This window comes from Exiguobacterium sp. RIT594 (assembly GCF_003339585.1).
GTDB lineage: Bacteria > Bacillota > Bacilli > Exiguobacteriales > Exiguobacteriaceae > Exiguobacterium_A.
The window spans coordinates 108607-131244 of record NZ_QPKF01000001.1 but is presented as its reverse complement, the minus strand read 5'-3'; the positions used below and the strand labels follow the sequence as shown (position 1 = coordinate 131244).

Sequence of the window (22638 nt, the reverse complement as noted above, 5' to 3'; positions counted from 1 at the left end):
ATTATTCGTTTCCCGCCCATTTGAATTAGATGACGATCCGGCGATACGCACGCACCGTGACGAGATAATACAAGAGATAAACGACGGTATAACAACCGATGGCAAGCGACATCGGTAACCGCAAATCATAGTTCAATAATTTTTGGAGGACTTGCATCGCAAACAGACTGTGGACTAAACCAAGCAAGTACGGCAAGACGAACATGAATCCGACCGAGCGTCGGATGATCCCCGTCTGTTCCTGCGGATCGACGCCAATCTTTTGAATGATTTCAAACCGTTGTTTCGATTCTTCTGCTTCCGCGAGCATTTTAAAGTAAATGATTGATCCGGTCGCCAGTAAAAAGACGAGACCGAGGAATCCCGCGGCAAAGGCAAGCAGTCCGGTCGTTGCCGTCGTCATGGCATAAACCGGATAATAGGCCGCCATCTCCGTCTCTGCTTTTTTACCATACAACTGTTCCAGTCGGTTGATCAACCCGTCATCCGAGCGCTCGTCCGAGAACTGATAGTTCGTCAGCATCGCTGCTTTTTCCGGCATCATGGCAAAGGTATCATCCGAAACAGCAAAGGCCAGACGTTTTTTCGCATACAGTTGAGTGAGTGGTAGATTCGTTGCACCGGTAATCCGAAAGGACGAATGTGTGTCTTTAAACGTCACTCCAATCGGGGACTGAACGGATTCCTTCAACAACTCGTTGCCTTTGAATGTCTCGAGGACAATCGCTTCGCCCGTAGCCGGTTCCGGCAGCACACGTTTTCCGTTACTCTTCGCGAGCTTCTGATAATCGGAATAACTGATATAACTGAACTGTCCGGGTTCCCCGTCAAACGCGTATGTCTGGTACGACGTCGTAAACGACAGCGGATTCGGCAGCTCCTCGAGCGTATGATTGACGTTCTTGACGTTGACCATCGTCCGCGACTCAATCGTCTGATTCGATGACCGGATTAATTTTTCCGCCTCCGCTTGTTTGCTCGCAACTGACAAGCTGTAGGGCATTTGTTCCTCGACCGTCCGATCGATATAATAGTAAATCGATGTCGCTGTTCCGACCGTCGTCAGCGTGACGGCAGTGATGACAGTGATCGTCGACAACATGACAGCATTCGATTTAATCCGCGATATCAATTGCCCGTGTAAAATCAGGTTCGTGCCATGGTAATGACGAAGACGTTTACTGAGGACACGGAGTAAAAAAATCGTGAAGTAGCTCATCGTGCCGAACGTACCGACAATGATACAGAGCATCAAAATCGGTGCGACGATTGTAAAGTGAGTGAGCAACGGTTTCCCCGTCAAGTAATAACCGGTACCAATCAATAAGACGGACACTACGGCAAGAACCGGATGCACGTTCGGGATGGTTTCAACCTGCTGTTTCGCCTTAAACAATTCGATCAAGGTAAACCGGTAAATCGTCCGGGCTGAACGGAGCGCAATCACAAGGAAGATCGTCAAGAAGACAACAACCGTCTGACCGATTGCACCGGTGTTGATCGAAAAATCTGCTTCAATCGTCATCCCCATCACGTACGCCAGCAGTTGGACAAAATACTTCGAGGCGACCGTACCAAGCACAACTCCAATCAACAGCCCAATCAGTCCATACCCCATCGTCTCAAGAAACAGCAACTTCGCAATCTGTTGGCGTTCGAGACCAAGTAAGGCATACAGACCGATTTCCTGTTTTCGACGCCGTAAGAAAAAATCACTCGAGTACCAGATGAAGATCGCGGAAAAGAGTGCCAGAATCACACTCGAACCTGTAAAGACCGTCCCGAGTTTTCCGTACAATTCATTGGCTTGTAACATCGCTTCATTGGAGCGGATTGCTAAAAACGTATAGTAAATTAAAATCGCAAACGTGACAGCACCAAGATACATCACATTCTGACGGATGTTCTTTAAATTCCGGAAAGCTAACTTAAACAAGTTCACGAACCGCACCTCCGAGTTCACGTTGAACTTCCATGATCTGCTCGAAAAACTCTTGCCGTGTCCCGAACTGATGAATTTCACGGAACAATTCGCCGTCTTTGACGAACAGAACCCGTTCCGCATACGACGCGGTTACCGGATCATGCGTCACCATCAAAATCGTCGCCCCCTGTTCGTTCAGACCGGCCATTGCTTCAAGCAGACCAGTCGCTGATTTTGAATCGAGTGCACCGGTCGGCTCATCCGCTAAAATCAGTGACGGCTGATGAACGATCGCACGCGCGGCGGCTGTCCGTTGTTTTTGACCACCGGACAGTTCGGACGGGCGTTTCGCGAGTAACTCCTCGATTCCAAGCTCTCGGGCGACAGAGGCGACCCGAACCAAGATATCCGCTTTCGGGACCTGCTGTAACGCAAGCGGTAAGGCAATGTTTTCTTCGATGGTCATCGTATCAAGCAGGTTAAAATCCTGAAAGATAAAACCAAGCTGTTCCCGCCGAAAACGGGCCAGCTGTTTTTCCTTCATTGCGGTCACATCTTCCCCGTTAATCCGAATCGTACCGTCCGTCGGTTGGTCGATCGTTGACAATAAATTTAACAAGGTTGATTTCCCGGCTCCGGACGGCCCCATGATGCTGACGAATTCTGCGTCATGAATCGTCAGTGTCGTCGGCCGGAGAGCCTCGTGTCGGGCATTTTTCGTCTGATAGACTTTCGTAATCTGTTCTGCGTGTAAGATGGCTTTCATGGTGTGTTTCCTCCCGTATTCTTCATGTTGCTTTTAGTATAAGGAACACCATCCCTTTCAAAAAATCGGCTAGACTTTCATTCATCTTACAAAACAGTAAGCTCGGGTATGAGACGACAAAAAAAGCCCCCTCATCTAGGACAAGGGGGCTGATTCGCTGCGAGCTTATTTATGTGTTGCTTTGAAGAGTTCTGTTTCGCCTGCGACAACAGATGTGCCTTCAGCCGGCACTGCAGAAAGTGTAAATTGATCGTGGTTCGTCACGATGATTGGTGTGATTGTTGATGGTGCGTTCGCACGGATGAAGTCGAGGTCGAACTCAACCAGAACGTCACCGGCTTTCACTTTATCACCAGATTGGACGTGTGCTGTGAAGCCTTCACCTTTAAGATTAACTGTGTCTAATCCAACGTGGATCAATAACTCAAGACCGTCTTCGCCTTTAAGACCAATCGCGTGTTTTGTCGGGAAGATGGTTTCGACCGTTGCGTTGATCGGTGAAACGACTTTACCTTCCGTTGGTTCGATAGCGATACCGTCGCCCATCATTTTTTGTGAGAAGACTTGATCGGGTACGTTCTCGATGCTGACGATTTTACCTGTAAGGGCAGAAGCAATTTTCGTGTTTCCTTCATCATTACCACCAAACAATTTTTTAAAGAATCCCATGATACTATCCCTCTACTTTCTCGATCGTTTTCTTCTTGACGAAGATTCGATTTTTTTATAGGAGCCAGTTAAATACGAACTCGCTCACGTTCTCACAAAAAGCATACGTTTGTAACTCTGGTTTTGCAAGTATTTTTGTGTGATAATAGTTAGAAATCACAAGGAGGCGCTTACATGTTAACATTTTCAGAACTTACATATGTCCGTCCTGACCTGAACGTCCTTGAAACTTCTATGCATGCTGCAATCACTCGCTTGCATGAAGCAACTGAGGTAGAAACAGCAAACAATGCCATCTCTGAGATTAATACCCTTAGAAATCAATTTGAAACAGCCAGTCAACTCGTGGAAATCCGTCACACGATCGATACACGCGATGGTTTCTATGAAACGGAGCAGGGTTTCTTTGACGAAGCCGGTCCGGTTTATCAAGGATATGTCTCGAATTATTATCAAACATTGACGACGCATCCCCTCCGCTCTTCACTTGAATCCGCATGGGGAAAACAACTTTTCTTACTAGCGGAAGCCAGCTTAAAGACGTTTTCTGACGCCATCATTCCAAAACTCCAGGAAGAAAATCGTCTGGCAAGTGAATATACGAAGCTGATGTCGGCGGCACAAATCGAATTCGACGGCAAGACATTGAACCTGTCCCAGTTTGGTCCATATCTTCAGTCAGCCGACCGGGCTGTCCGAAAAGCCGCTTCCGAAGCGCGTTACGGCTACTTAAAAGAGCACGGTGACGCGATCGACACAATTTATGACAAACTTGTTCATGTCCGGACCGATATCGCAAAAACACTTGGTTTCCCGTCATTCGTTGAACTCGGTTATGCCCGGATGCTGCGTGTTGATTATGATCAATCGATGGTCGAAAACTACCGGGAACAGATTCTCGAGACGATCGTCCCGATCGCGACATCCCTTAAAGAACGCCAGCAACGCCGGATCGGTGTCGATTCTCTTTATTATTACGATGAAGGATTTGCTTTCAAATCCGGAAATGCGACACCGCAAGGCGAAGAAGCGTTCATCATCGAAGGCGGAAAGAAAATGTACCGCGACATGTCACCGGAGACAAATGAGTTCTTCGAGTATATGCTCGAACGCGGCGCACTCGATTTGACGGCAAAACCGGGGAAAGCCGGCGGCGGTTATTGTACGTATATCGCTGACGAAAAACTGCCGTTCATCTTTTCGAACTTTAACGGAACGGCCGGCGACATCGATGTTCTGACACACGAAGTCGGACACGCCTTCCAAGTCTATGAGAGCCGTCACTTCACGGTACCGGAATATGGATTCCCGACGTACGAAGCGTGTGAAATCCACTCCATGTCGATGGAATACTTCGCTTACCCGTGGATGGAAGAATTCTTCGGCGATCAGACGGCGAAGTATAAGTTCAGTCACCTTGCCGGTGGCGTCACGTTCTTACCATACGGCGTCGCAATCGATGAGTTCCAGCATGTCATCTACAATCAACCGGAACTGACACCGGCAGAACGCCGGACGGCATGGCGTGATATTGAGAAGAAATATCTGCCACACCGAAACTATGAAGAAAATGATTATCTCGATTCAGGTGCCTGGTGGCATCAGCAGGGCCACGTCTTCGGCAGCCCGTTCTATTATATCGATTATACGCTCGCACAAGTCTGTGCCTTCCAGTTCTATGCCTGGATGGAACAAGACCGGGAAGCCGCTTGGAAATCGTATCTCGAGCTCTGTAAAGCCGGTGGATCGGAAAGCTTCCTGACACTCGTCGAACGCGCCGGACTGAAATCACCATTCGCTCCGGGTACAGTCGGTGCAGCCGTCGAACCGATCAAAGCTTATTTATCAGAAACGGATGATCTTGCACTCGACCGTGTCTGATTGATTCGCAAGAAAGAACATCAAAAACGAACCGCCGGATTCCTGATCAGGGTAATCCTCGGTTCGTTTTTTGCTTGGTTGTTTCACGAGAAAAATTGAAAGGCCGTTCCGTTCAAACGAAAAAGGACCTCTTCCCAACATCAGACGGGAAGCGGTCCTTTTGTATTATCGAGCCGGTCGTCATCTCGACAGCTTGATGTCCTCTTGATAGCGGTTATACCAGATTTCAAATTCATCGGACGGAATCGGACGGGAGTAATAGAAACCTTGACCATACTCACAGTCCAGTTTTCGTAAATTCTCTCCCTGTTCAGCTTGTTCGATCCCTTCCGCCACGACATCATATTTTAACGTGTGGGCAAGTCGGATGATCGTCTCGATCAACGGTGCGTTTGAACAGGCATCGGTCCCGCTGATAAACGACCGGTCAATCTTCAGACGTTGAATCGGAAGACGGCTTAAATACGACAGCGAGGAATAGCCGGTCCCAAAGTCGTCGATCGCCAGTCGGTAACCGAGCTGATGCAACGTCTGTAATGCATCGAATACGCGTGTATCGGAAAAGACACCAAATGATTCCGTAATTTCGAGCTCCATCCGTTGTTCAATCCCGGGATAACGGTCCCTGACATCCGTCAACAACTCGACGATCCGTCCCGAGACCAACTCTTTGACGGATAAATTGGCAGACACACGAAGTGACGCAAGCGGCGTCCCTTCCCATCGTCTGACCTGATTGACGGATTCCTGGACAACCCACATCCCGATTTCTTCGATCAACATCGATCGCTCGGCAATCGGAATGAAGACGGCCGGACTGATCATGCCGCGCTCTGGATGGAACCAGCGGAGCAGGGCTTCACATCCGTCGACCGTTTTTGTCTTCAGATTGATTTGAGGCTGATAAAACAGTTGCAGTTCGTTTCGGGCAATCGCTTCCCGCAACTCTGCTTCCAGGACGACCGATTCGCGGTATTCTTCACTCATCCAGGACTCAAACCAGATGGGCCCTCCCGTCTGTTCCCGTTTCGCATGTTGCATCGCGATGTCGACTGACGACAGCAACGAGGTCACCGCGACCGCGTCATCCGGATAACGGACCATACTCATGCTGATGTTGACATCAATTTTTTCACCGTCGATTCGGTAAGGACGTTCCAAAATCGTTTTCAGATCGCGGTAATCGACGATGTCCTGTTGGAAGATCAGGACGGCAAACTCATCGCCGCCGATCCGGGCTGCGGAACCCGTCCCGATGAAATGATGCCTTAAGCGATTCGCCAGTTCCTTTAAGATTTGGTCACCGGCACTGTGTCCGTAGATATCGTTGATCCGTCTGAACTGACGTACACCGATCGTGACCAGTTCTCCCGGTTGCGGCGCGGCGATGGCTTCTGCCATTTTTTGTTCGAACCCGTTCCGGTTCAACAAGGAGGTCAGCACATCATACAATGCCAATTGCGTGATTCGTTCTTCCCGTTTGAATTGATCCGTCTCATCATGACAGGTTAAATAAAGTGCTGTCCCACTGTCATTTTTCGACGGGACATGAATGATATTGACAAACATGTTCCGGATGTCTTGTTTGAAAATCATTTGGCAACGGATTGTCTGGCTGTATCCTTCGATTGCCCGATTGAGTGCCCGGCGAAACCGGTTTAAATCCGCCGGGTGAATCAGTTCTTCAATCGTCATCAATTCAGAGGATTGGGCCAAATGCTTGAAACGGTCGTTACTGCTAAGCAATTGAAAATCAGATGACAGCGCGACGATCGGATTTGTATTTTGAGAAAATAAGGACTCGATTTCCGCCTTCTTCTGTTTGATTTCCTTTGTTTTTTTATCGTTATAATCCAACAATCCGGAAATGATTGTCGTCATCGTCCGGAAGGCTTCGACGACCGGATGGAAGTCATTTGATTCCGGCACCTGATGATGTGACTGCTTCGGACCTTCCGCAAAGAAGTCCGCCTCTGCCTGCAGAATATGTAAGTCTTTTCGGAATGCCCGTAATAAGGATATCGTCAACCAAAGCAGCGATAGAATGACACAACACGTCGCGACGAACATCAACCAGGCATTTTGGATAAGTGTTGTCCCGTGTTCAGTCATTTCAGTCTGAACATTAGCAATCCCTTGATCGAACGAACGGTACATACTTGCCTGATACCGCCCTGCTACGTCATCCATCGTTCCATATTGCCGGAGTTCCGGTTGATTGATTGTCGCATCAATCATTCGTAAGTAGGCGTACATCTGGTTGCTCATGACGGAAATATCACGGCGGCGATCTTCATCTTCCGGTCGCATCGTCGCATAGAGGGACTGGATTAATGCATTGTTCCGCGAGTTCAGCTCCTGGCGTATCTGACGAAGGCGCAACAGATCAATCGAATTCAATTGGTCCTCTTTAGTGACACTGACTAAGAACTGTCCGGCCCGTCCGAACTCTTCCTGCATTAAAAAAAGATTTGAGAAGAACGAGTAATAGGTGCCGGTCTCTCCGCTTAAGTACAGTTGGTTGAAGAGGACTTCACTTTTATACGCAGTCGCTACCCGAAAGAATTGATGATCCGACTGATATCCTCCGGTCTGCAGACGATTGATTTCAGCCAGGAGATCCTTTTGAGCCGGTCCTTCCATCTGTATGTTTTTAATCTGTTGACTCAATACTGTCAGTTCGGTTTTCGTTTGTTGCCACGTATCGGTCCGTGCCGGAACGGCATCTCTCGTTGTTTCACTTAAGGTGAGGTAATACTCATTCGTCAAATCCCGTTCGACCCGATTGAGTTGTTCAAAAATATCCATCCTATCACTTGATCGTTTGAACTGATACCCGTCTTCAAGATTTTTTGCCAGTTGTTGCATCGCGATTAGTAACGCTAACAGACCAATAACTGAAATCATCCATGAGAACGTTTTGTAGTAGGAGCGTTTTCGGAATGCTTCTACGATGGAGACTGGTGATAAACGTCGCAACACATCGTCCTCCCTAACTTGTCATTATGTTTCTATATCGTCCAATCCAACCGGTTCGTGAAGTGAAAACGGGTCAATAAAAAGCACTTCTTTCCACTTTTCGTGAAAATCAGTGCTTTTTTTACTGGATTTCAGTATTGAACATTTTCCCGCGCTACTTTTTTAGCAAAATAGTCAATGATATCGCGCCGGCGAATGATGCCAATGAAGTGTTTTCCGTCATCGATGACCGGTACGAAATTTTGATCGGTGATGACTTCAATCATCTCTTCCATCTGCGCTGTGATCGACACCGGTTTGTACCGGACACGTTGCTTGATATCCGTTAAACGGGTTTGCAGGACATGATCATAATCCGCGTGTTCAAGATTTTTTTCCAGTGCCCACAAGACATCCCCTTCCGTCAGGGTTCCTGCATATTTTCCCTTGTCATCAACGAGTGGGACCGACGTGAACCGATGATGTTTCATCTTTTCAAGTGCTTGTCTGACAGTTGATTCCGGATCTAAGTATTTAACTTCGTCTTTTGGTAATAAGAAAAAAGCAATATTCATTTCTGTTCCTCCCTAGCCACTCTGTGACACCCCTTCTATTTTATCATGAACTCCGGTTACGTTCAGTTCCCAAATCATGAAAATCTCCCCACAATTCCTTCATATTTAGTACTACCCTTCCGATAATCAGAATAGACAGATTTTAAAGACTATTTCAAAAGATAGGAGAATTACATATGCGTCTTCCGATAACACGCCGTCTTTTCATCGGGTTGATTTTATTACCCGCCCTGACGTTAGGGGTCTCGACCTGGTTTTCCTACGATCAGACGAGTCAGACCGTCGAGCGATTGGTCGATTCGACTTCTCAAACGGCCTTAAAACAACTCGAACAATCCTTTTCCCGCATCATCGATGACACTAAAAAAGATACCACCCTGTTAGCCGGTCTTCCGTTCAACCGGACGAACGGACAACTGCCGAATTACATACGCAACACTCCGGATATCGGTGCGGAACTGCCCTCTCAAAAAGCAAAAGATATCTACAGCGTCCTTGAGAAATATGGTTCATCCAAAATCGAAAATTCCTTTGTCCAGTATGCCGATGTCAAAGGCGGTTATTTAAACTGGCCGAAACAGGAAGCAACGTCGGGGTACGATCCGCGTCAAGACGTTTGGTACAAACAGGCGTTAGAAAATTCAAGTACGGTCGCAATGAGCGAACCCTACTATGATCAGGCGACCAAGCTTTCCGTCATCGGTTTTTCAAAAGCAGCGCTCGATGATCAAGCGAACATCAAAGGGGTCTTATCCGTCTACAAGAGTGTCGACCGGTTATCGGAAGACATGAAACGGATTGAAATCGGTCAGCAAGGATTTGTCTTCAGTTATACGAAAGACGGGAAAGTCGTCACGCACCCGAATAAAAATTATTTCTTCAAAAAAGTCGATCAGTTGCGTGAAGACGGGAAACCGTATTTCGAAGCACCGAAACAAATGATCAGCCAGGAATCCGGTTCGACGATCATGGAGGTCGGCGGAAAAAAATCGGTCGTCATCTGGCAGTTGTCCTCGAAAACCGGTTTTAAATTAGCCGTCGTTCTCGATTACGCCTCGTTGTATGCGCCGAAGGATGCGATGCTGAAACAATCCTTGATCAATTTCGTCATTGCGATTGCCTTAGCAACATTGATCGCCTGGCTCATCGGCCGGTCCATCAATCGTCCGTTAGCTGGACTGCGTAATGAAGCGTTGGCGATTGCGAGCGGTGATTTGCGAGCAACGACCCGTCCGAAACGGTGGATCCGCGATGAACTGTCTGATCTTGGCGAAAACTTTGACGCGATGCGTCAAAAACTTCGACAAACGATTACCGCGATGACTCAGTCAGCCGGAACCGTCCGGGATGCTTCGCAAGACTTGTCATCAAATGCGTCCCACGTTCAAAATGCATCGGTTCAAATCGGACAGACGATGGAAGAAATCGCTTCCGCCGGCGAGACCCAAACCAAGCAAGCGGAACGGTCTTCCCATGCGGTATACGGCGTCAAGGAACGGTCTGTCGCAATGCAGGCATCGGCTACCCAAACACTGAATGAAGTCGCTTCCGTTGCAACTGCAGCGGCACGCGGCAGCAGCTTAACGAAACAAACCATCACTGATTTATTACAGCATTCCGACTCGCTGGAGCAGGAAATCCAGAATACATCCGACTTCCTCGGCAAACGTTCGGAAGAGATCGGCAAGATCCTCGGAACGTTACAGGCCATCTCGAGCCAAACCAATCTGTTGGCGTTAAACGCGGCCATCGAGGCGGCACGTGTCGGGGAACAGGGACGCGGGTTCGCCGTCGTCGCAAGCGAAGTGCGGAAACTGGCCGAAGAGAGTGATCAGTCCGCGAAACAAATCAAACAGCTGCTCGATAACATCCAACATGAAACACAGACGGCGATGGGCGCGATGAACGGCGTCATGGATGACTTAAAACAATCGCTCGAATCGGTCAAGACGACCGGTATCGATTTCGAACAGATCGCCGGATCCGTCCAGCATGTCTCGAAACGGACAGAGTCCTTGACGGGTGACATCAGTGCGCTGACGACAGCCACCGAAGAAGTCTCTGACGCGATGGGAACGATCCTTGCCTTGACGGAAGAGAATGCTGCCGGCATCGAGACGAGTGCCGCAAGCATCCAGGAAACGAATGCGACCATCGAAGCGGTCACGACAGCCGCTGCTCATCTCGCTCAAATTGCAACGGAACTTCATGCCTTAACGGTCGATTTCCAAGTCGATGAACCGACCGTCGAAGACGAGCTTTCCTCGCCTGTCGAAGGACCTGAACCATTTGTTTCTGACAGACCATACGATGAAGTGGCTGCGGCCACGCTCGATGAGTGGCCTGAAACCGAGTCCGTCATACCAGATATCGAATTGGTTGATCCGGTCGACTCAGGCTCGCCTGACGACGTCACCCGTTAATCGATTTCCTTTAAGACCAAAAGACATCAACCGCCTGAGCACTTGGCCGTTGATGTCTTTTGTTATTTTGAATGTCCCCGTGTCCAGTTGATTCTTGCTATACAATCGCCTGGACACGACGTAAACTGAAAACAACACGTTTTTAAAGAACGGAGGAATTCCCGTGTCGCCCTTATCAACAGAAGATTTGATTCAAATCGCAGAAAGTCTTTACGGGACAACTGGTTTTTTTGTTTCGTACCAGTCCCTGACCGGTGAGGAACTCGATATCAGCCCTGTTGCTCCTTCGCATCCGAGCCGGTTATCGATTGAACAGGAATGGCCGGCACCGGATCAGACACCGCTCCTGTATACCTTAAAAGATGGCACAGCTTACCTGTTTATTCCTGTCCATGAACAAGGGCAGTACCGGATCGGTCCGGTCTTACTGCAGTCGGCCCTGTTCCGCGCGCACATTCAGGATGAAGCGTTTCATCAATTTTATAAAGCCTTGACCCGGACGACGGAAAACCGGTTGATCGACTGCGCTCATCTGGTCCACCGTTTACTGACCGGCCAGCAACTCGCCAAACGGGACATCCGGACTGTATCGGAAAGCGAGGATCAGGAAATTCCGTTGATTGCCGACGTTTCCCCGCATACCGCAACGACTGCCTACATCAAGGCCTGGGAGCGGGAGCAGCAGATCATCGAATGGATTTCTTCCGGACAAAGCGAACGCTTGGCGACGACCTACTCTCTCCCCGCTTACGGTGAATTCGGATCACTCGCGCGGCACCAGCCGTTGCGGGCTGAAAAAAATCTGTTGCTCGGTACGGTCTTATTGAGCGCCCGGGCTGCGATTAATGGCGGCCTGGAGCCAGATGAGGCCTTCATGCTCAGTGACCGGATGATTGAATCGATTGAAGCGGCAACCAGCATTTCCGAACTGCGAAACCGCCATGTCCGGATCACGGTCAGCTTTGCAGAGGCCGTCAAACAGATTCAGGAATTACGCCATTCGCCGCATGTTTTGGCTGCAATCCGTTACATTCAGCAGCATCTGTACGATCCGTTGTCGGTCTCATCGATCAGCCAGGCGATTCATGTCTCAGCAAATTATTTATCCGTCCTGTTCAAGGAAGAGACAGGTCTTCCACTCGCCCGTTACGTCATTCGGGAACGGATTCGTGAAGCGAAAAGGTTATTGCGTTCGACGGATGATTCTTTACTGACGATCTCGAACAAGTTACATTTTTCAAGTCAAAGTCATTTCAGTCAAGCGTTTAAACAGACGACAGGCGAGACACCGACTCATTACAGACAACATCATTTTTAAAGGAGTATGACATGACACAGCTACTTACGAAAATCCGGCGCAAGAAAATCCATAAAGGATTACTTCTCTATCGGCTGTTTCAAAAGCTTCCGGTTCAACAGAATCTTGTCCTGTTTGAAAGCTTTTTAGGACGCGGTTATTCGGACAATCCGAAGGCGCTCTACCTGACGCTTCAAAAACAGCATCCGGAACTGCAACTCGTCTGGATTTTTGCCAAAGAACCGACCGCTGCAGTCAAGGCAGCTTGTCCGAACTGGGTATTGCGGAATAGCCCGAAATACTATTATCAGATGGCTCGGGCCAAGTACTGGATTTTCAACACACGTCAGCCGCTCAGCTTAAAGAAACGACGGGAGACGCTGTATTTACAGACCTGGCACGGAACACCCTTAAAGCGATTGGGACTCGATATGGACGAGGTTCATATGCCGGGCACGAATACCGAACAGTATAAAAAAAACTTTTCGTCACAGGCACAGGAATGGAATTATCTGCTTTCACCAAATGTCTATTCGAGTGAGATTTTCAAACGGGCATTTGATTTTCGAGGACAGCTTCTTGAAACCGGTTATCCACGAAATGATCTGTTGTATGCGCCGAACCGTCAGCAACAAGCCGAACAGATCAAACAGTCATTACAATTGCCGCCTGACAAAAAAGTCATCTTATATGCACCGACTTGGCGTGACGACGAGTTCGTGACGAAGGGACAATACCGGTTCAATCTCAAGCTGGATTTGGAACAGATGCAAGCCCGGTTAGGTGATGACTATATCGTTCTGTTACGGATGCACTACTTGATTGCGGAACATCTCGATCTCAGCGCACAGACGGACTTCGCCTACGACGTTTCCTCTTACGGCGACATCGCGGAACTGTATCTGATCAGTGATCTGCTGATTACCGATTATTCGTCCGTTTTCTTTGACTATGCCCACTTGAACCGTCCGATGTTGTTCTTTACGTATGATTTAGAGAAATATGCTTCCGTGCTCCGAGGATTCTATTTTGATTTTGAAGCCGTCGTTCCCGGTCCCTTGTTAAAAGAAAGTGACCAGGTGATCGACTATATCGCAGACATCGAGGCACACTCCAAACAATACGCAGATAAGTACACGGCATTCCAGGAACGCTTTTGCAGTTTGGACGACGGGAAAGCCAGTCAACGGGTGATTGATACACTATTCGCTTCTAAAGATCATTAAAATTACGCAAAAAAACGAGAATCACTTCACCGTTCTTCCGGTAAGTGCTTCTCGTTTTTTATTAATTCAAAATAGCTTAGTTTTCTTCACGTACGAACAAGGCAACGCTCTCGACGTGTGTCGTATGCGGGAACATATCGACAGGTGTGACTTCCATCAGCTTGTAGCCGAGTTCAGCCAAAAGCTTCGCGTCACGTGCTTGTGTCGATGCATTACAAGACACATAGACGATCCGTTTTGGTGCGACTTCCGCAGCAGCACGGAGGAATTCTTCGTCACAGCCTTTACGCGGCGGGTCAACGACGATGACGTCCGGCTTGATGCCGCCTTTCACAAGTGCCGGCATGACCGTTTCTGCAGTTCCGTATTCGAACGATACGTTGTCGATCCCGTTCGCTTTTGCATTCCGGCGTGCGTCGTCAATCGCTTGTGGTACCATTTCGATACCGTAGACGTGTTTTGCCTGTTGTGCGAGCGATAATGAGATCGAACCGATACCGCAATAGGCATCAACGACGATTTCATCGCCTGTCAATTGTGCGTATTCGAGCGCTTTTCCGTACAGTTTTTCCGTTTGCAACGGATTGACCTGGAAGAACGAGTGCGGTGAAATTTCATACGTCAAGCCGGCGATTTGATCGCGGATGACAGACGGTCCGTGTAAGACGATGTTCCGTTTTCCTAAGATGACGTTCGTCTCATCCGGGTTAATGTTTTGCTGGATTGACGTGACGTTCGGGACAGCTTTTAAGATGCCTTCGACGATTTTATCAGCACCACGCAATTGTTTGACCTTCGTCACGAGGACGATCATCAATTCGTTTGTGTGGTAACCGTGGCGTGCCATGATATGACGGATGACGCCGCTGTTTTTCTTTTCGTCGTAAGCCGGCACCTTCAAGTCAGCCAGTACTTTGCGGACCGCTTGAATGGCGTCATCATTCTCTTTATTTTGGATCAGACAGTAATCCATGTCGATGATCCGGTGACTGCGTTTTTGATAAAAACCAGCCATTAATTTGTTGGATTGGAACGCGACCGGCACTTGTGCCTTGTTGCGGTAACCCCATGGATCTTCCATGCCCATCGTTTCGTGGACCGGAATCTCAAGACCGGCAAGACGCGCGAACGCATCACGGACACGGTTGTGTTTGAATTTCAGTTCCGCCTCATACGAGAGATGCTGCAGCTGACAACCGCCGCACTGGTTGTAGACCGGGCAAGGCGGCTCGACACGATCGACACTCTTCGTTTTTTGACGGATGATCCGTCCGAAACCGTATGATTTCGTCGTTTTCGTAATTCTGATTTTGACTTGTTCCGTCGGCAGGGCACCGGGAATGAAGACCGTGTAGCCGTCAATCCGGGCAACTCCTGAACCGTCGTGCGTCAAGTCGACGATATCGACGACGTGCTCATCGTTTTTTTGTACTGGAATCATATTATTTTCCTCCTAGAAAATCCCGCGTCTTACGCGAGATTCGTTTCCTGTTCTTGTGCCTGTAGCTGTAAATTGATCGTTTCCATCTCGTCAATCCGGAACTTCGGTGTCATGACATCGAAATGCGATTGAAGATTTGTCATCTCCCCTTCACAAATTCCGCCAAACTCGCCATCGATGTTCAAGCTCATCTCGGATGTGTTTCGCATCCGGACGAATGACGTCGTCACATGTTCAATACATGGATCAGAGAAGTGGTCTCCCTTTAACGCCAACCGCATGACGCGAATTAACTCAACGAGATTACATTTTTTCAAAATGAATAAATCAAAGCGTCCATCATTGAGGGAAGCATTCGGTGAAAGTTTTTCAAAACCGCCTACAGAATTGGTGTTCGAAGTCAAAAATAACATGACTTCGCCTTTAAAAATCCCGCGTTCGTGTTCGAGCTCGACATAGGTCGGACGGATTTGCGGGAGTTTTTCCATCCCTTTGACGTAATACGCCAACTGTCCGAGTGCCGTCTTGAGTTTTGATGGAACTTCATACGAGAGTTCCGTCATGATGCCACCACCTGCGATGTTGATGAAGTAGTGCGTCCCTGTCGTCCCTTCGATTTTTCCGATGTCGACGGGCATCGTGTACCCGGTACAGATGACATCCATCGCACCTTCAATCGTCAAAGGAATCCGCATCGCCCGGCCAAAGTCATTCGTCGTTCCGACCGGTAAGACACCGAGTTTCGGACGCACCGGATACGAGGCCATGCCACTGATTACTTCGTTTAACGTACCATCTCCACCTGCAGCAACGACAAGGTCAAATTCGGCTTCACAGGCCCGTGCTGCTTCATATGTCGCGTCACCGACCGCTTTCGTCGAATAGACGGAAGTCTCATAACCCGCTGCTTCCAGCCGGTCTAAGATATACGGCAGATTACGCTTTACCATCTCTTTCCCGGAAGTCGGGTTATAAATCACTCGCGCTCTAGGTCTCATAAGATTTTCTCCTTTTTTACTCAACCGATCCATTTGATACATAACTGTTTTATTTTACATGAAGTCCCGGCACATTACAAAGGCAAAAAAAGAAACACCGGTGTCCTTCCCCTGATTTAAGGAAGGACACTGGTGCTTCAAGAAAGCTTATTTTAATTTTTCGAGTTCTTCGTAGAACAGTTGATCGAGCAATGCCGGATTCGCCATTCCTTTTGTTTTTTTCATGATTTGACCGATGACGAAACCTTTTTTCCGGTCACGGCCGTTGACAAGCTCTTCGACAACCGCCGGATTTGCTTCAAACATCTCGACGATAAGTCCGCGTAGCAGTCCTTCGTCCGAAATTTGTGCGAGTCCTTGTTCTTCGACGTAAGCGCGTGGTTCGACGCCTTGTTCGATGACTGCCGTGAAGACTTGTTTCGCGATTTTCGATGAAATCGTTCCACCGGCAATCAATTCGATCATTTCCGCAAGACGGGCTGGTGTCAGCTTGATCGTATCAAACGTTTCCGTCGATTTGTTCAAGTGACCTTGGACTTCACCGACCGTCCAGTTGGCAGCGGCTTTTGGTTCAGCACCCGCTGCAATCGTTGCTTCGAAGTATTCCGCCATCTCACGTGTGACCGTCAATTGTTTCGCGTCATAGGCAGACAGACCAAGTGCTTCCTGGTAACGGACACGACGGGCATCCGGTAATTCCGGAATACCGGCGCGGATTGCTTCTTTCCAGTCATGATCGAGGACCAGCTTAACGAGATCCGGTTCCGGGAAGTAGCGGTAATCGGATGCGCCTTCTTTGACCCGCATCAGGACCGTTTGTTTTTTCGTTTCGTCAAAACGGAGTGTTTCCTGACGCATGACGCCGCCGGATAACAACAGCTTGCGGTGGCGGTCTTCTTCGAACTCAAGACCTTTTAAGACATTTCCGAACGAGTTCAAGTTCTTCAGTTCGGTTTTTGTTCCGAATTTCTCTTGCCCGTATGGACGGACGGAGATGTTACAGTCGCACCGTAACGAGCCTTCTTCCATCTTAACGTCCGAGACGCCCGCATACTGCAGGACTTCTTTGAGACGCTCGAGGTAAGCGACCGCTTCTTTTGCTGAACGCATATCGGCTTCACTGACAATCTCAATCAACGGTGCACCTGTCCGGTTGAAGTCGACGACCGAATGGTTGGCGCCGGTATGGTTCATCTTTCCGGCATCTTCTTCGAGGTGGACGCGTTCAATCCGGAAACGTTTTGTTTCGCCGTCGACTTCCGCATCGATGTAGCCGTCAAAACCGATCGGCTGATCAAACTGCGAAATTTGATACGCTTTTGGTGTATCCGGATAAAAATAGTTTTTCCGGTCGAATTTCGTTTGATCGGCAACCTGACAGTTCAATGCCATGGCCGCACGAACGGCGAGTTCGACCGCTTTTTCATTGATTTTCGGCAGGACACCGGGATGTCCGAGACAGATCGGGCACGTCTTCGTGTTCGTTTCCGCCCCGTATTCCCGGGCACAGCCGCAAAACATCTTTGTATTTGTATTTAATTCGGCATGGACCTCAATACCGATGACCGTTTCAAAGTTCATAAGGCATTCTCCTTTATAACTTCGGAAGCGTAAATCCACCGGTCGCAAGCTCAAATGCATGCGCAGCACGATAAATCGTCGCCTCGTCAAAGTGTTTTCCGATGATTTGCAGACCGACCGGCAGTCCGTCAACGAGACCGGCTGGAACCGAAATCGCAGGCACACCTGCCAGGTTGATTGGAATCGTCAAAATATCGTTGGCATACATCGTGACCGGATCATCGTTTTGCGCCCCGAGTTCAAAGGCTGGAGTCGGTGCAGTTGGTCCGATGATGACATCGTAGTTGGCAAGGACCTGGTCAAAATCTTGTTTGATCAATGTCCGTGCTTGTTGTGCTTTTTTATAGTACGCATCGTAGTAGCCTGAGCTGAGGGCATACGTTCCGAGCATGATCCGGCGTTTGACTTCGTCACCGAAACCTTGAGCGCGCGAATACTTGAAGACATCTTCGAGTGCATCGGCTTCAGCGCGGACACCATAACGGATGCCGTCGAAACGTGCCAGGTTCGATGAGGCTTCCGAAGAAGCGAGTAAGTAATATGTCGCAAGCGCATATTTCGAGTTCGGAAGTGACACTTCATCCACCGTCGCACCAAGCGACTCGAGTTTCTTGATGGCTGCCCGGATGTTTTCTTTGACGCCTTCACTGATTCCTTCTCCGAAATATTCTTTCGGCACGGCAATCTTCAGTCCTTTAATATCCCCTGTCAGTGCTTGTGTGTAATCCGTCGGGTTGACGTTCGCTGACGTCGAATCCATGTCACAATGTCCGGCAATCGCACTCAATAAGTACGCATTGTCTTCGACTGTCCGTGTCAATGGACCGATTTGGTCAAGTGACGAGGCGAAGGCAACGAGACCGTAACGCGAGACGAGACCGTATGTCGGTTTTAAACCGACGACCCCACAGTACGCAGCCGGCTGACGGATCGAACCACCCGTATCAGAACCGAGGCTGAATAAGACTTCGCCTGCCGCGACAGCAGCTGCTGATCCGCCTGACGAACCGCCCGGTACGTGTTTTGTGTTCCACGGGTTGCGGACCGGCTTGTAGGCCGAGTTTTCGTTTGATGAGCCCATCGCGAACTCATCCATGTTCAATTTCCCGATTGTGATGGCTCCTGCTTCATGCAGACGCTCGACGACCGTCGCATCATGCGCCGGAACGAAGTTTTCAAGGAACTTCGAACCACATGTCGTCGTCATCCCTTTCGTGACGATGTTGTCTTTGACACCAATCGGTAACCCGAATAACGGGTTTGCTTCATGTTTTGCAATCTCGTCCATCCGTTTTGCCTGCTCGAAAGCATCTTCGTTCAACGATAAAAATGCGCCGATGTTTCCGTCCACGCGGTCAATCCGGTCAAACGATTCCTGGACAAGCTCGGATACTTTGACTTCTCCGTCTTTGACGAGTGTGTGTAAGTTCTTTACACCATGTTCAAAAAGTGACATATCGGTGGTCTCCTCCTTATTCGAATACTGCCGGGACACGGACTTGACCGTCTTCCCAATCAGGTGAGAGTCGTTCTACTTCCGTGCGCGGAAGCGACGGACGTACTTCATCTTTACGCAAGACGTTTTTGAGATCGAGGACGTGTGTCGTCGGTTCGACGCCTGTCGTATCGAGCTCATTTAATTGTTCAGCAAACCCGAGAATCTTCTCAAGTTGAACGGTAAATTGTTGGACTTCTTCATCCGTTACGGCGAGACGTGCTAAATGCGCCACATGGCGGACTTGTTCTTCGTTAATCTTTGCCATCTGATTCCACCTCCGGAACTTTTTCAATATATTTTACACTATTTCTAATCATAGCACTTTTTGTCCAGACAAAAAAGACGATGGTGCATCGGGGGGAGGTCCGCACCATCGTCCTTATAGGGGTAGCAAAGCTTCCGGGCAGAAAGCTTCTAGTAATGAATTACCCGAGCTGCCGGTAAGCAAAACAAAAAATCTGATTATTCAAAATAAAAGATCAGCTAACAGATAGACGTTGAAGATGATAACGATACTGACAATCGTCCAAGCGGCACCTTTTGTCAGCGGCCGATTTTTATATTTGCCCATGATCCGTTCACTTGATGTGGCACGAATTAATGGAATCAACGCAAACGGAATCCCGAACGATAAGGCGACCTGGCTCCAAATCAACGCGCGTGTCGGATCAAATCCGGATAACAGCAAGAGGATGGCCGGTAACATCGTGATACTGCGTCTGAGGAAAATCGGAATCTCCATCTTCAGGAAACCGCGCATGATGGCGTCACCTGACATCGTGCCGACACTCGATGAAGCGAGTCCGGAAATCAACAGCGCTCCGCCAAACAGATAAGGTGCTGCACCGCCGAGTGACGTCCCGAGCCCGTGAAAAATACTTTCCAGCGTCTCGGCCTTTTGGCTCGTCCCGAAGAAAACGGTCGCGGCAATGACAAGCATCGCGGCATTGACTGCTCCCGCAATCAACATGGCCGCCCAAATGTCCACTTTCTGAATCCGTAACAATCCTTTTTTATCAGCGATGTTCCCCATCCGTCGTTTCGTTAAGTCGGAATGGAGATAAATCGCGTGCGGCATGACCGTTGCCCCGAGCATCCCCGCTGCGAGAACAATACTCGACGTCCCCGAAAATCCGGGAATCAATCCACCGGCAACATCCTGCAGAACCGGTCTGACTTCGATGACTTGGATCGCAAATGCGAGTGCGATGACAAGGACCAGGGCTCCGATGACGGCTTCAAAATGCCGTAATCCTTTTCGTTCGAATCCCAGGATGATGAACGAAGCAACCGCCGTCAGCAAGGCGGCGATTTTCAAATCGATGCCGAACAGCAGGTTAAAACCGAGTGCCGCCCCGACGAACTCGGCTAAATCCGTTGCCATGGCGACGAGTTCAGCCTGCGCCCAGTAAATGATCCGCATGACCGGCGACAGTTCATCCCGGATGACTTCTGCAAGGCTCGTATTGCTGACCAGCCCCAGTTTCGCCGACAGTGTCTGAATCATGACGGCCATCAAGTTTGCTGCGATGATCACCCACAGGAGTAAAAATCCGTACTGCGCTCCTGCCGTCATGTTCGTCGCAAAATTCCCCGGATCGAGGTAAGCGACGGCAGCCACGAACGCCGGTCCGATATAGTGTCTTTTTTTCAAACGCTCCACTGGAACGATCGGTTGACTTACCACTTTGCCTCACCTCTCTTTAGTTGTTAGTATACGCTTTTTTTGCGTATAGGCAACATATATGTTTTACGTAAAGATATGTTCACCTAGTTAGTTTCTTCTATATAAAAAGAATGTCCGGCGCACGAGGCACCGGACATTCTTTTCGTTATCATCATACGACTTTCCGTTGTTGTTCCGCTCCTTTGAGTTGAGCTTGTACTTCATCGAATTCATCATACATCGCTTGACTCGGTGCTTTCGTCAAGAGACTGCCAACAACAAGTGCGACAGTAGACGCGATGAATGCAGGAATCATTTCATACATCTCCGAGATATAAAACGGAAGATCTTTGACATACATCTTCACCAAAATCCAGGCGATGACGACGACCGATCCCGTAATCATCGAAGCAAGTGCTCCTGTTTTGTTCATCCGGCGCCATAATAAGCTGAACAGCACGACTGGTCCAAACGCAGCACCGAAGCCGGCCCAGGCATAACCGACGAGTGTTAAAATTGATTTTTGAGCACCAAATGATAAGGCAATGGCAAGGAGTGCGACGACGAGAACCATGATCCGTCCCATGACCATCAACTCTTTATCTGACGCATTCCGTTTCAGGAAACGCTGATAGAAATCATTAGTTGCGGCACTCGATGACACAAGCAGTTGCGTCGAAATCGTTGACATGATGGCAGCGAGCAATGCCGCCAGTAACAATCCCGTGATGAACCCTGGGAACAGATCACGTGACAGTTGAATGAAGACGTTCTCTGGATTTTCGAGTGTTCCGCCCTGTTGCGTGAAATAGGCGTATCCGAATAACCCCGTTATCATTGCCCCGACAATCGAAAACGTCATCCAGATCATCCCGACCCGACGAGCTGCTTTCATTTCATGCAAGTTTCGAATCGCCATAAAACGGACGATGATGTGCGGTTGACCAAAGTAACCAAGTCCCCAGGCAAGCAGGGAAACGATGCCGATCACAGTCGTCCCTTTGAACAGTTCAAGTTTCGAACCGTCCGTCGAACGGATCGTCTCAAGCGTCTCATTGATACCGCCGCTGAGCGCAAGCGTAACGGCCGGGACAATCAGCAAGGCGATGACCATGATCATTCCTTGGACGACGTCCGTCCAACTGACCGCGAGGAATCCGCCGAGGAAGACATACGCGATGACGACAGCTGCCAAAATCCATAAGCCGGTTGTATATTCGAGTCCAAAGACCGATTCAAACAAACGACCGCCGGCGACAAAACCACTTGAAGCGTACATTATAAAGAATATTAAGATAACTCCAGCTGAAACTGTACGCAGGACACCACTTTTATCGTGGAACCGCTTTTCAAAGTAGTCGGGAATCGTAATCGCATCCCCGGCATGCGCCGTATAGGCACGTAAACGTGGTGCAACGAGCAACCAGTTGGCATACGCACCGAGCAGTAATCCGATGACAATCCATCCACTGGACAGACCAGTTGCAAACATGGCGCCTGGTAATCCCATCAATAACCATCCACTCATATCACTGGCTCCGGCTGAGAGCGCTGTGACGACCGGTCCGATCGTTCGTCCTCCAAGCATATAATCGTTCATGTTCTTTGTCCGGTAATACGCGACGACGCCTAGTGTGACCATCAAACCCAGATACAACAAAATCGCGAACCACATTCCGTTCATCTCGTGCTCCCCCTTTTCTAAAGAAAAAACGGGTATGCAGGTCGCATACCC

At 49.0% G+C, this 22638-nt stretch carries 16 protein-coding genes; 4 read left to right on the top strand and 12 right to left on the bottom strand.

Going from position 1 to position 22638, the window contains the following annotated elements:
* Positions 1-25 precede the first annotated feature (25 nt).
* The 3 genes from DVG79_RS00585 to DVG79_RS00575 all read right to left on the bottom strand — a co-directional run bounded on the left by DVG79_RS00585 (position 26) and on the right by DVG79_RS00575 (position 3359).
* Positions 26-1942 carry an ABC transporter permease gene (locus tag DVG79_RS00585; protein ID WP_114595038.1) on the bottom strand — a complete coding sequence of 639 codons (1917 nt, stop codon included), beginning with the start codon at positions 1940-1942 and terminating at the stop codon, positions 26-28.
* A complete protein-coding gene (locus DVG79_RS00580; RefSeq protein WP_114595037.1) occupies positions 1929-2690 on the bottom strand; it encodes an ABC transporter ATP-binding protein in 762 nt (253 codons plus the stop codon). Before DVG79_RS00580 ends, DVG79_RS00585 begins: the two co-directional genes overlap by 14 nt.
* Positions 2691-2855: 165 nt before the next feature.
* Positions 2856-3359 carry a PTS sugar transporter subunit IIA gene (locus DVG79_RS00575; RefSeq protein ID WP_026827496.1) on the bottom strand — a complete coding sequence of 168 codons (504 nt, stop codon included), beginning with the start codon at positions 3357-3359 and terminating at the stop codon, positions 2856-2858.
* A gap of 174 nt (positions 3360-3533) precedes the next feature.
* Between DVG79_RS00575 and DVG79_RS00570 the strand changes: the two genes are divergently transcribed.
* A complete protein-coding gene (locus DVG79_RS00570) occupies positions 3534-5240 on the top strand; it encodes a M3 family oligoendopeptidase (protein ID WP_114595036.1) in 1707 nt (568 codons plus the stop codon).
* Between the two features lie 180 nt (positions 5241-5420).
* Here DVG79_RS00570 and DVG79_RS00565 read toward each other — a convergent pair whose 3' ends face one another.
* Positions 5421-8222, bottom strand: a complete 2802-nt coding sequence (locus DVG79_RS00565; protein ID WP_114595035.1) for a putative bifunctional diguanylate cyclase/phosphodiesterase — start codon at positions 8220-8222, stop codon at positions 5421-5423.
* A gap of 128 nt (positions 8223-8350) precedes the next feature.
* Positions 8351-8773: a CBS domain-containing protein gene (locus DVG79_RS00560; RefSeq protein ID WP_012371366.1), complete on the bottom strand. Its 423-nt coding sequence runs from the start codon at positions 8771-8773 to the stop codon at positions 8351-8353.
* Between the two features lie 176 nt (positions 8774-8949).
* On the opposite strand from DVG79_RS00560, the gene DVG79_RS00555 reads away from it, so the two are divergent.
* From DVG79_RS00555 to DVG79_RS00545, 3 genes are all read left to right on the top strand, one after another.
* On the top strand, positions 8950-11196 hold the full coding sequence (locus DVG79_RS00555; RefSeq protein ID WP_233494497.1) for a methyl-accepting chemotaxis protein: 2247 nt from the start codon (positions 8950-8952) through the stop codon (positions 11194-11196).
* A 163-nt stretch (positions 11197-11359) separates the two neighbouring features.
* Positions 11360-12514 carry a helix-turn-helix domain-containing protein gene (locus DVG79_RS00550; protein ID WP_114595034.1) on the top strand — a complete coding sequence of 385 codons (1155 nt, stop codon included), beginning with the start codon at positions 11360-11362 and terminating at the stop codon, positions 12512-12514.
* Positions 12515-12525: 11 nt separating this feature from the next.
* Positions 12526-13719 (top strand): CDP-glycerol glycerophosphotransferase family protein, encoded by a 1194-nt coding sequence (locus tag DVG79_RS00545; RefSeq protein ID WP_114595033.1) that lies wholly within the window; start codon positions 12526-12528, stop codon positions 13717-13719.
* Positions 13720-13795: 76 nt separating this feature from the next.
* On the opposite strand, the gene rlmD is transcribed toward DVG79_RS00545, so the two are convergent.
* The 7 genes from rlmD to putP all read right to left on the bottom strand — a co-directional run bounded on the left by rlmD (position 13796) and on the right by putP (position 22587).
* Entirely contained in the window at positions 13796-15160 is a 1365-nt protein-coding gene (rlmD, locus tag DVG79_RS00540; RefSeq protein ID WP_114595032.1) for a 23S rRNA (uracil(1939)-C(5))-methyltransferase RlmD, read from the bottom strand.
* A 29-nt stretch (positions 15161-15189) separates the two neighbouring features.
* Positions 15190-16158, bottom strand: coding sequence for a diacylglycerol kinase (locus DVG79_RS00535; protein WP_012371373.1), 969 nt, complete (start codon positions 16156-16158; stop codon positions 15190-15192).
* Between the two features lie 147 nt (positions 16159-16305).
* Complete coding sequence (gatB, locus tag DVG79_RS00530; protein WP_114595031.1) at positions 16306-17739, bottom strand: Asp-tRNA(Asn)/Glu-tRNA(Gln) amidotransferase subunit GatB; 1434 nt, start codon at positions 17737-17739, stop codon at positions 16306-16308.
* 13 nt (positions 17740-17752) lie between these two features.
* Complete coding sequence (gatA, locus tag DVG79_RS00525; protein ID WP_114595030.1) at positions 17753-19195, bottom strand: Asp-tRNA(Asn)/Glu-tRNA(Gln) amidotransferase subunit GatA; 1443 nt, start codon at positions 19193-19195, stop codon at positions 17753-17755.
* Between the two features lie 16 nt (positions 19196-19211).
* Positions 19212-19502, bottom strand: coding sequence for an Asp-tRNA(Asn)/Glu-tRNA(Gln) amidotransferase subunit GatC (gene gatC / locus DVG79_RS00520; RefSeq protein ID WP_026827487.1), 291 nt, complete (start codon positions 19500-19502; stop codon positions 19212-19214).
* Between the two features lie 201 nt (positions 19503-19703).
* Positions 19704-20924, bottom strand: a complete 1221-nt coding sequence (locus DVG79_RS00515; protein ID WP_114595029.1) for an Nramp family divalent metal transporter — start codon at positions 20922-20924, stop codon at positions 19704-19706.
* A 151-nt stretch (positions 20925-21075) separates the two neighbouring features.
* Positions 21076-22587: a sodium/proline symporter PutP gene (gene putP / locus DVG79_RS00510; protein ID WP_114595028.1), complete on the bottom strand. Its 1512-nt coding sequence runs from the start codon at positions 22585-22587 to the stop codon at positions 21076-21078.
* Positions 22588-22638: the final 51 nt, after the last annotated feature.

Coding starts and splice junctions, on each gene's coding strand:
- DVG79_RS00580 (WP_114595037.1), bottom strand. CDS start 2,690: ATGAAAGCCATCTTACACGCAGAACAGATTACGAAAGTCTATCAGACG.
- DVG79_RS00575 (WP_026827496.1), bottom strand. CDS start 3,359: ATGGGATTCTTTAAAAAATTGTTTGGTGGTAATGATGAAGGAAACACG.
- DVG79_RS00570 (WP_114595036.1), top strand. CDS start 3,534: ATGTTAACATTTTCAGAACTTACATATGTCCGTCCTGACCTGAACGTC.
- DVG79_RS00560 (WP_012371366.1), bottom strand. CDS start 8,773: ATGAATATTGCTTTTTTCTTATTACCAAAAGACGAAGTTAAATACTTA.
- DVG79_RS00555 (WP_233494497.1), top strand. CDS start 8,950: ATGCGTCTTCCGATAACACGCCGTCTTTTCATCGGGTTGATTTTATTA.
- DVG79_RS00545 (WP_114595033.1), top strand. CDS start 12,526: ATGACACAGCTACTTACGAAAATCCGGCGCAAGAAAATCCATAAAGGA.
- rlmD (WP_114595032.1), bottom strand. CDS start 15,160: ATGATTCCAGTACAAAAAAACGATGAGCACGTCGTCGATATCGTCGAC.
- DVG79_RS00535 (WP_012371373.1), bottom strand. CDS start 16,158: ATGAGACCTAGAGCGCGAGTGATTTATAACCCGACTTCCGGGAAAGAG.
- gatB (WP_114595031.1), bottom strand. CDS start 17,739: ATGAACTTTGAAACGGTCATCGGTATTGAGGTCCATGCCGAATTAAAT.
- gatA (WP_114595030.1), bottom strand. CDS start 19,195: ATGTCACTTTTTGAACATGGTGTAAAGAACTTACACACACTCGTCAAA.
- gatC (WP_026827487.1), bottom strand. CDS start 19,502: ATGGCAAAGATTAACGAAGAACAAGTCCGCCATGTGGCGCATTTAGCA.
- putP (WP_114595028.1), bottom strand. CDS start 22,587: ATGAACGGAATGTGGTTCGCGATTTTGTTGTATCTGGGTTTGATGGTC.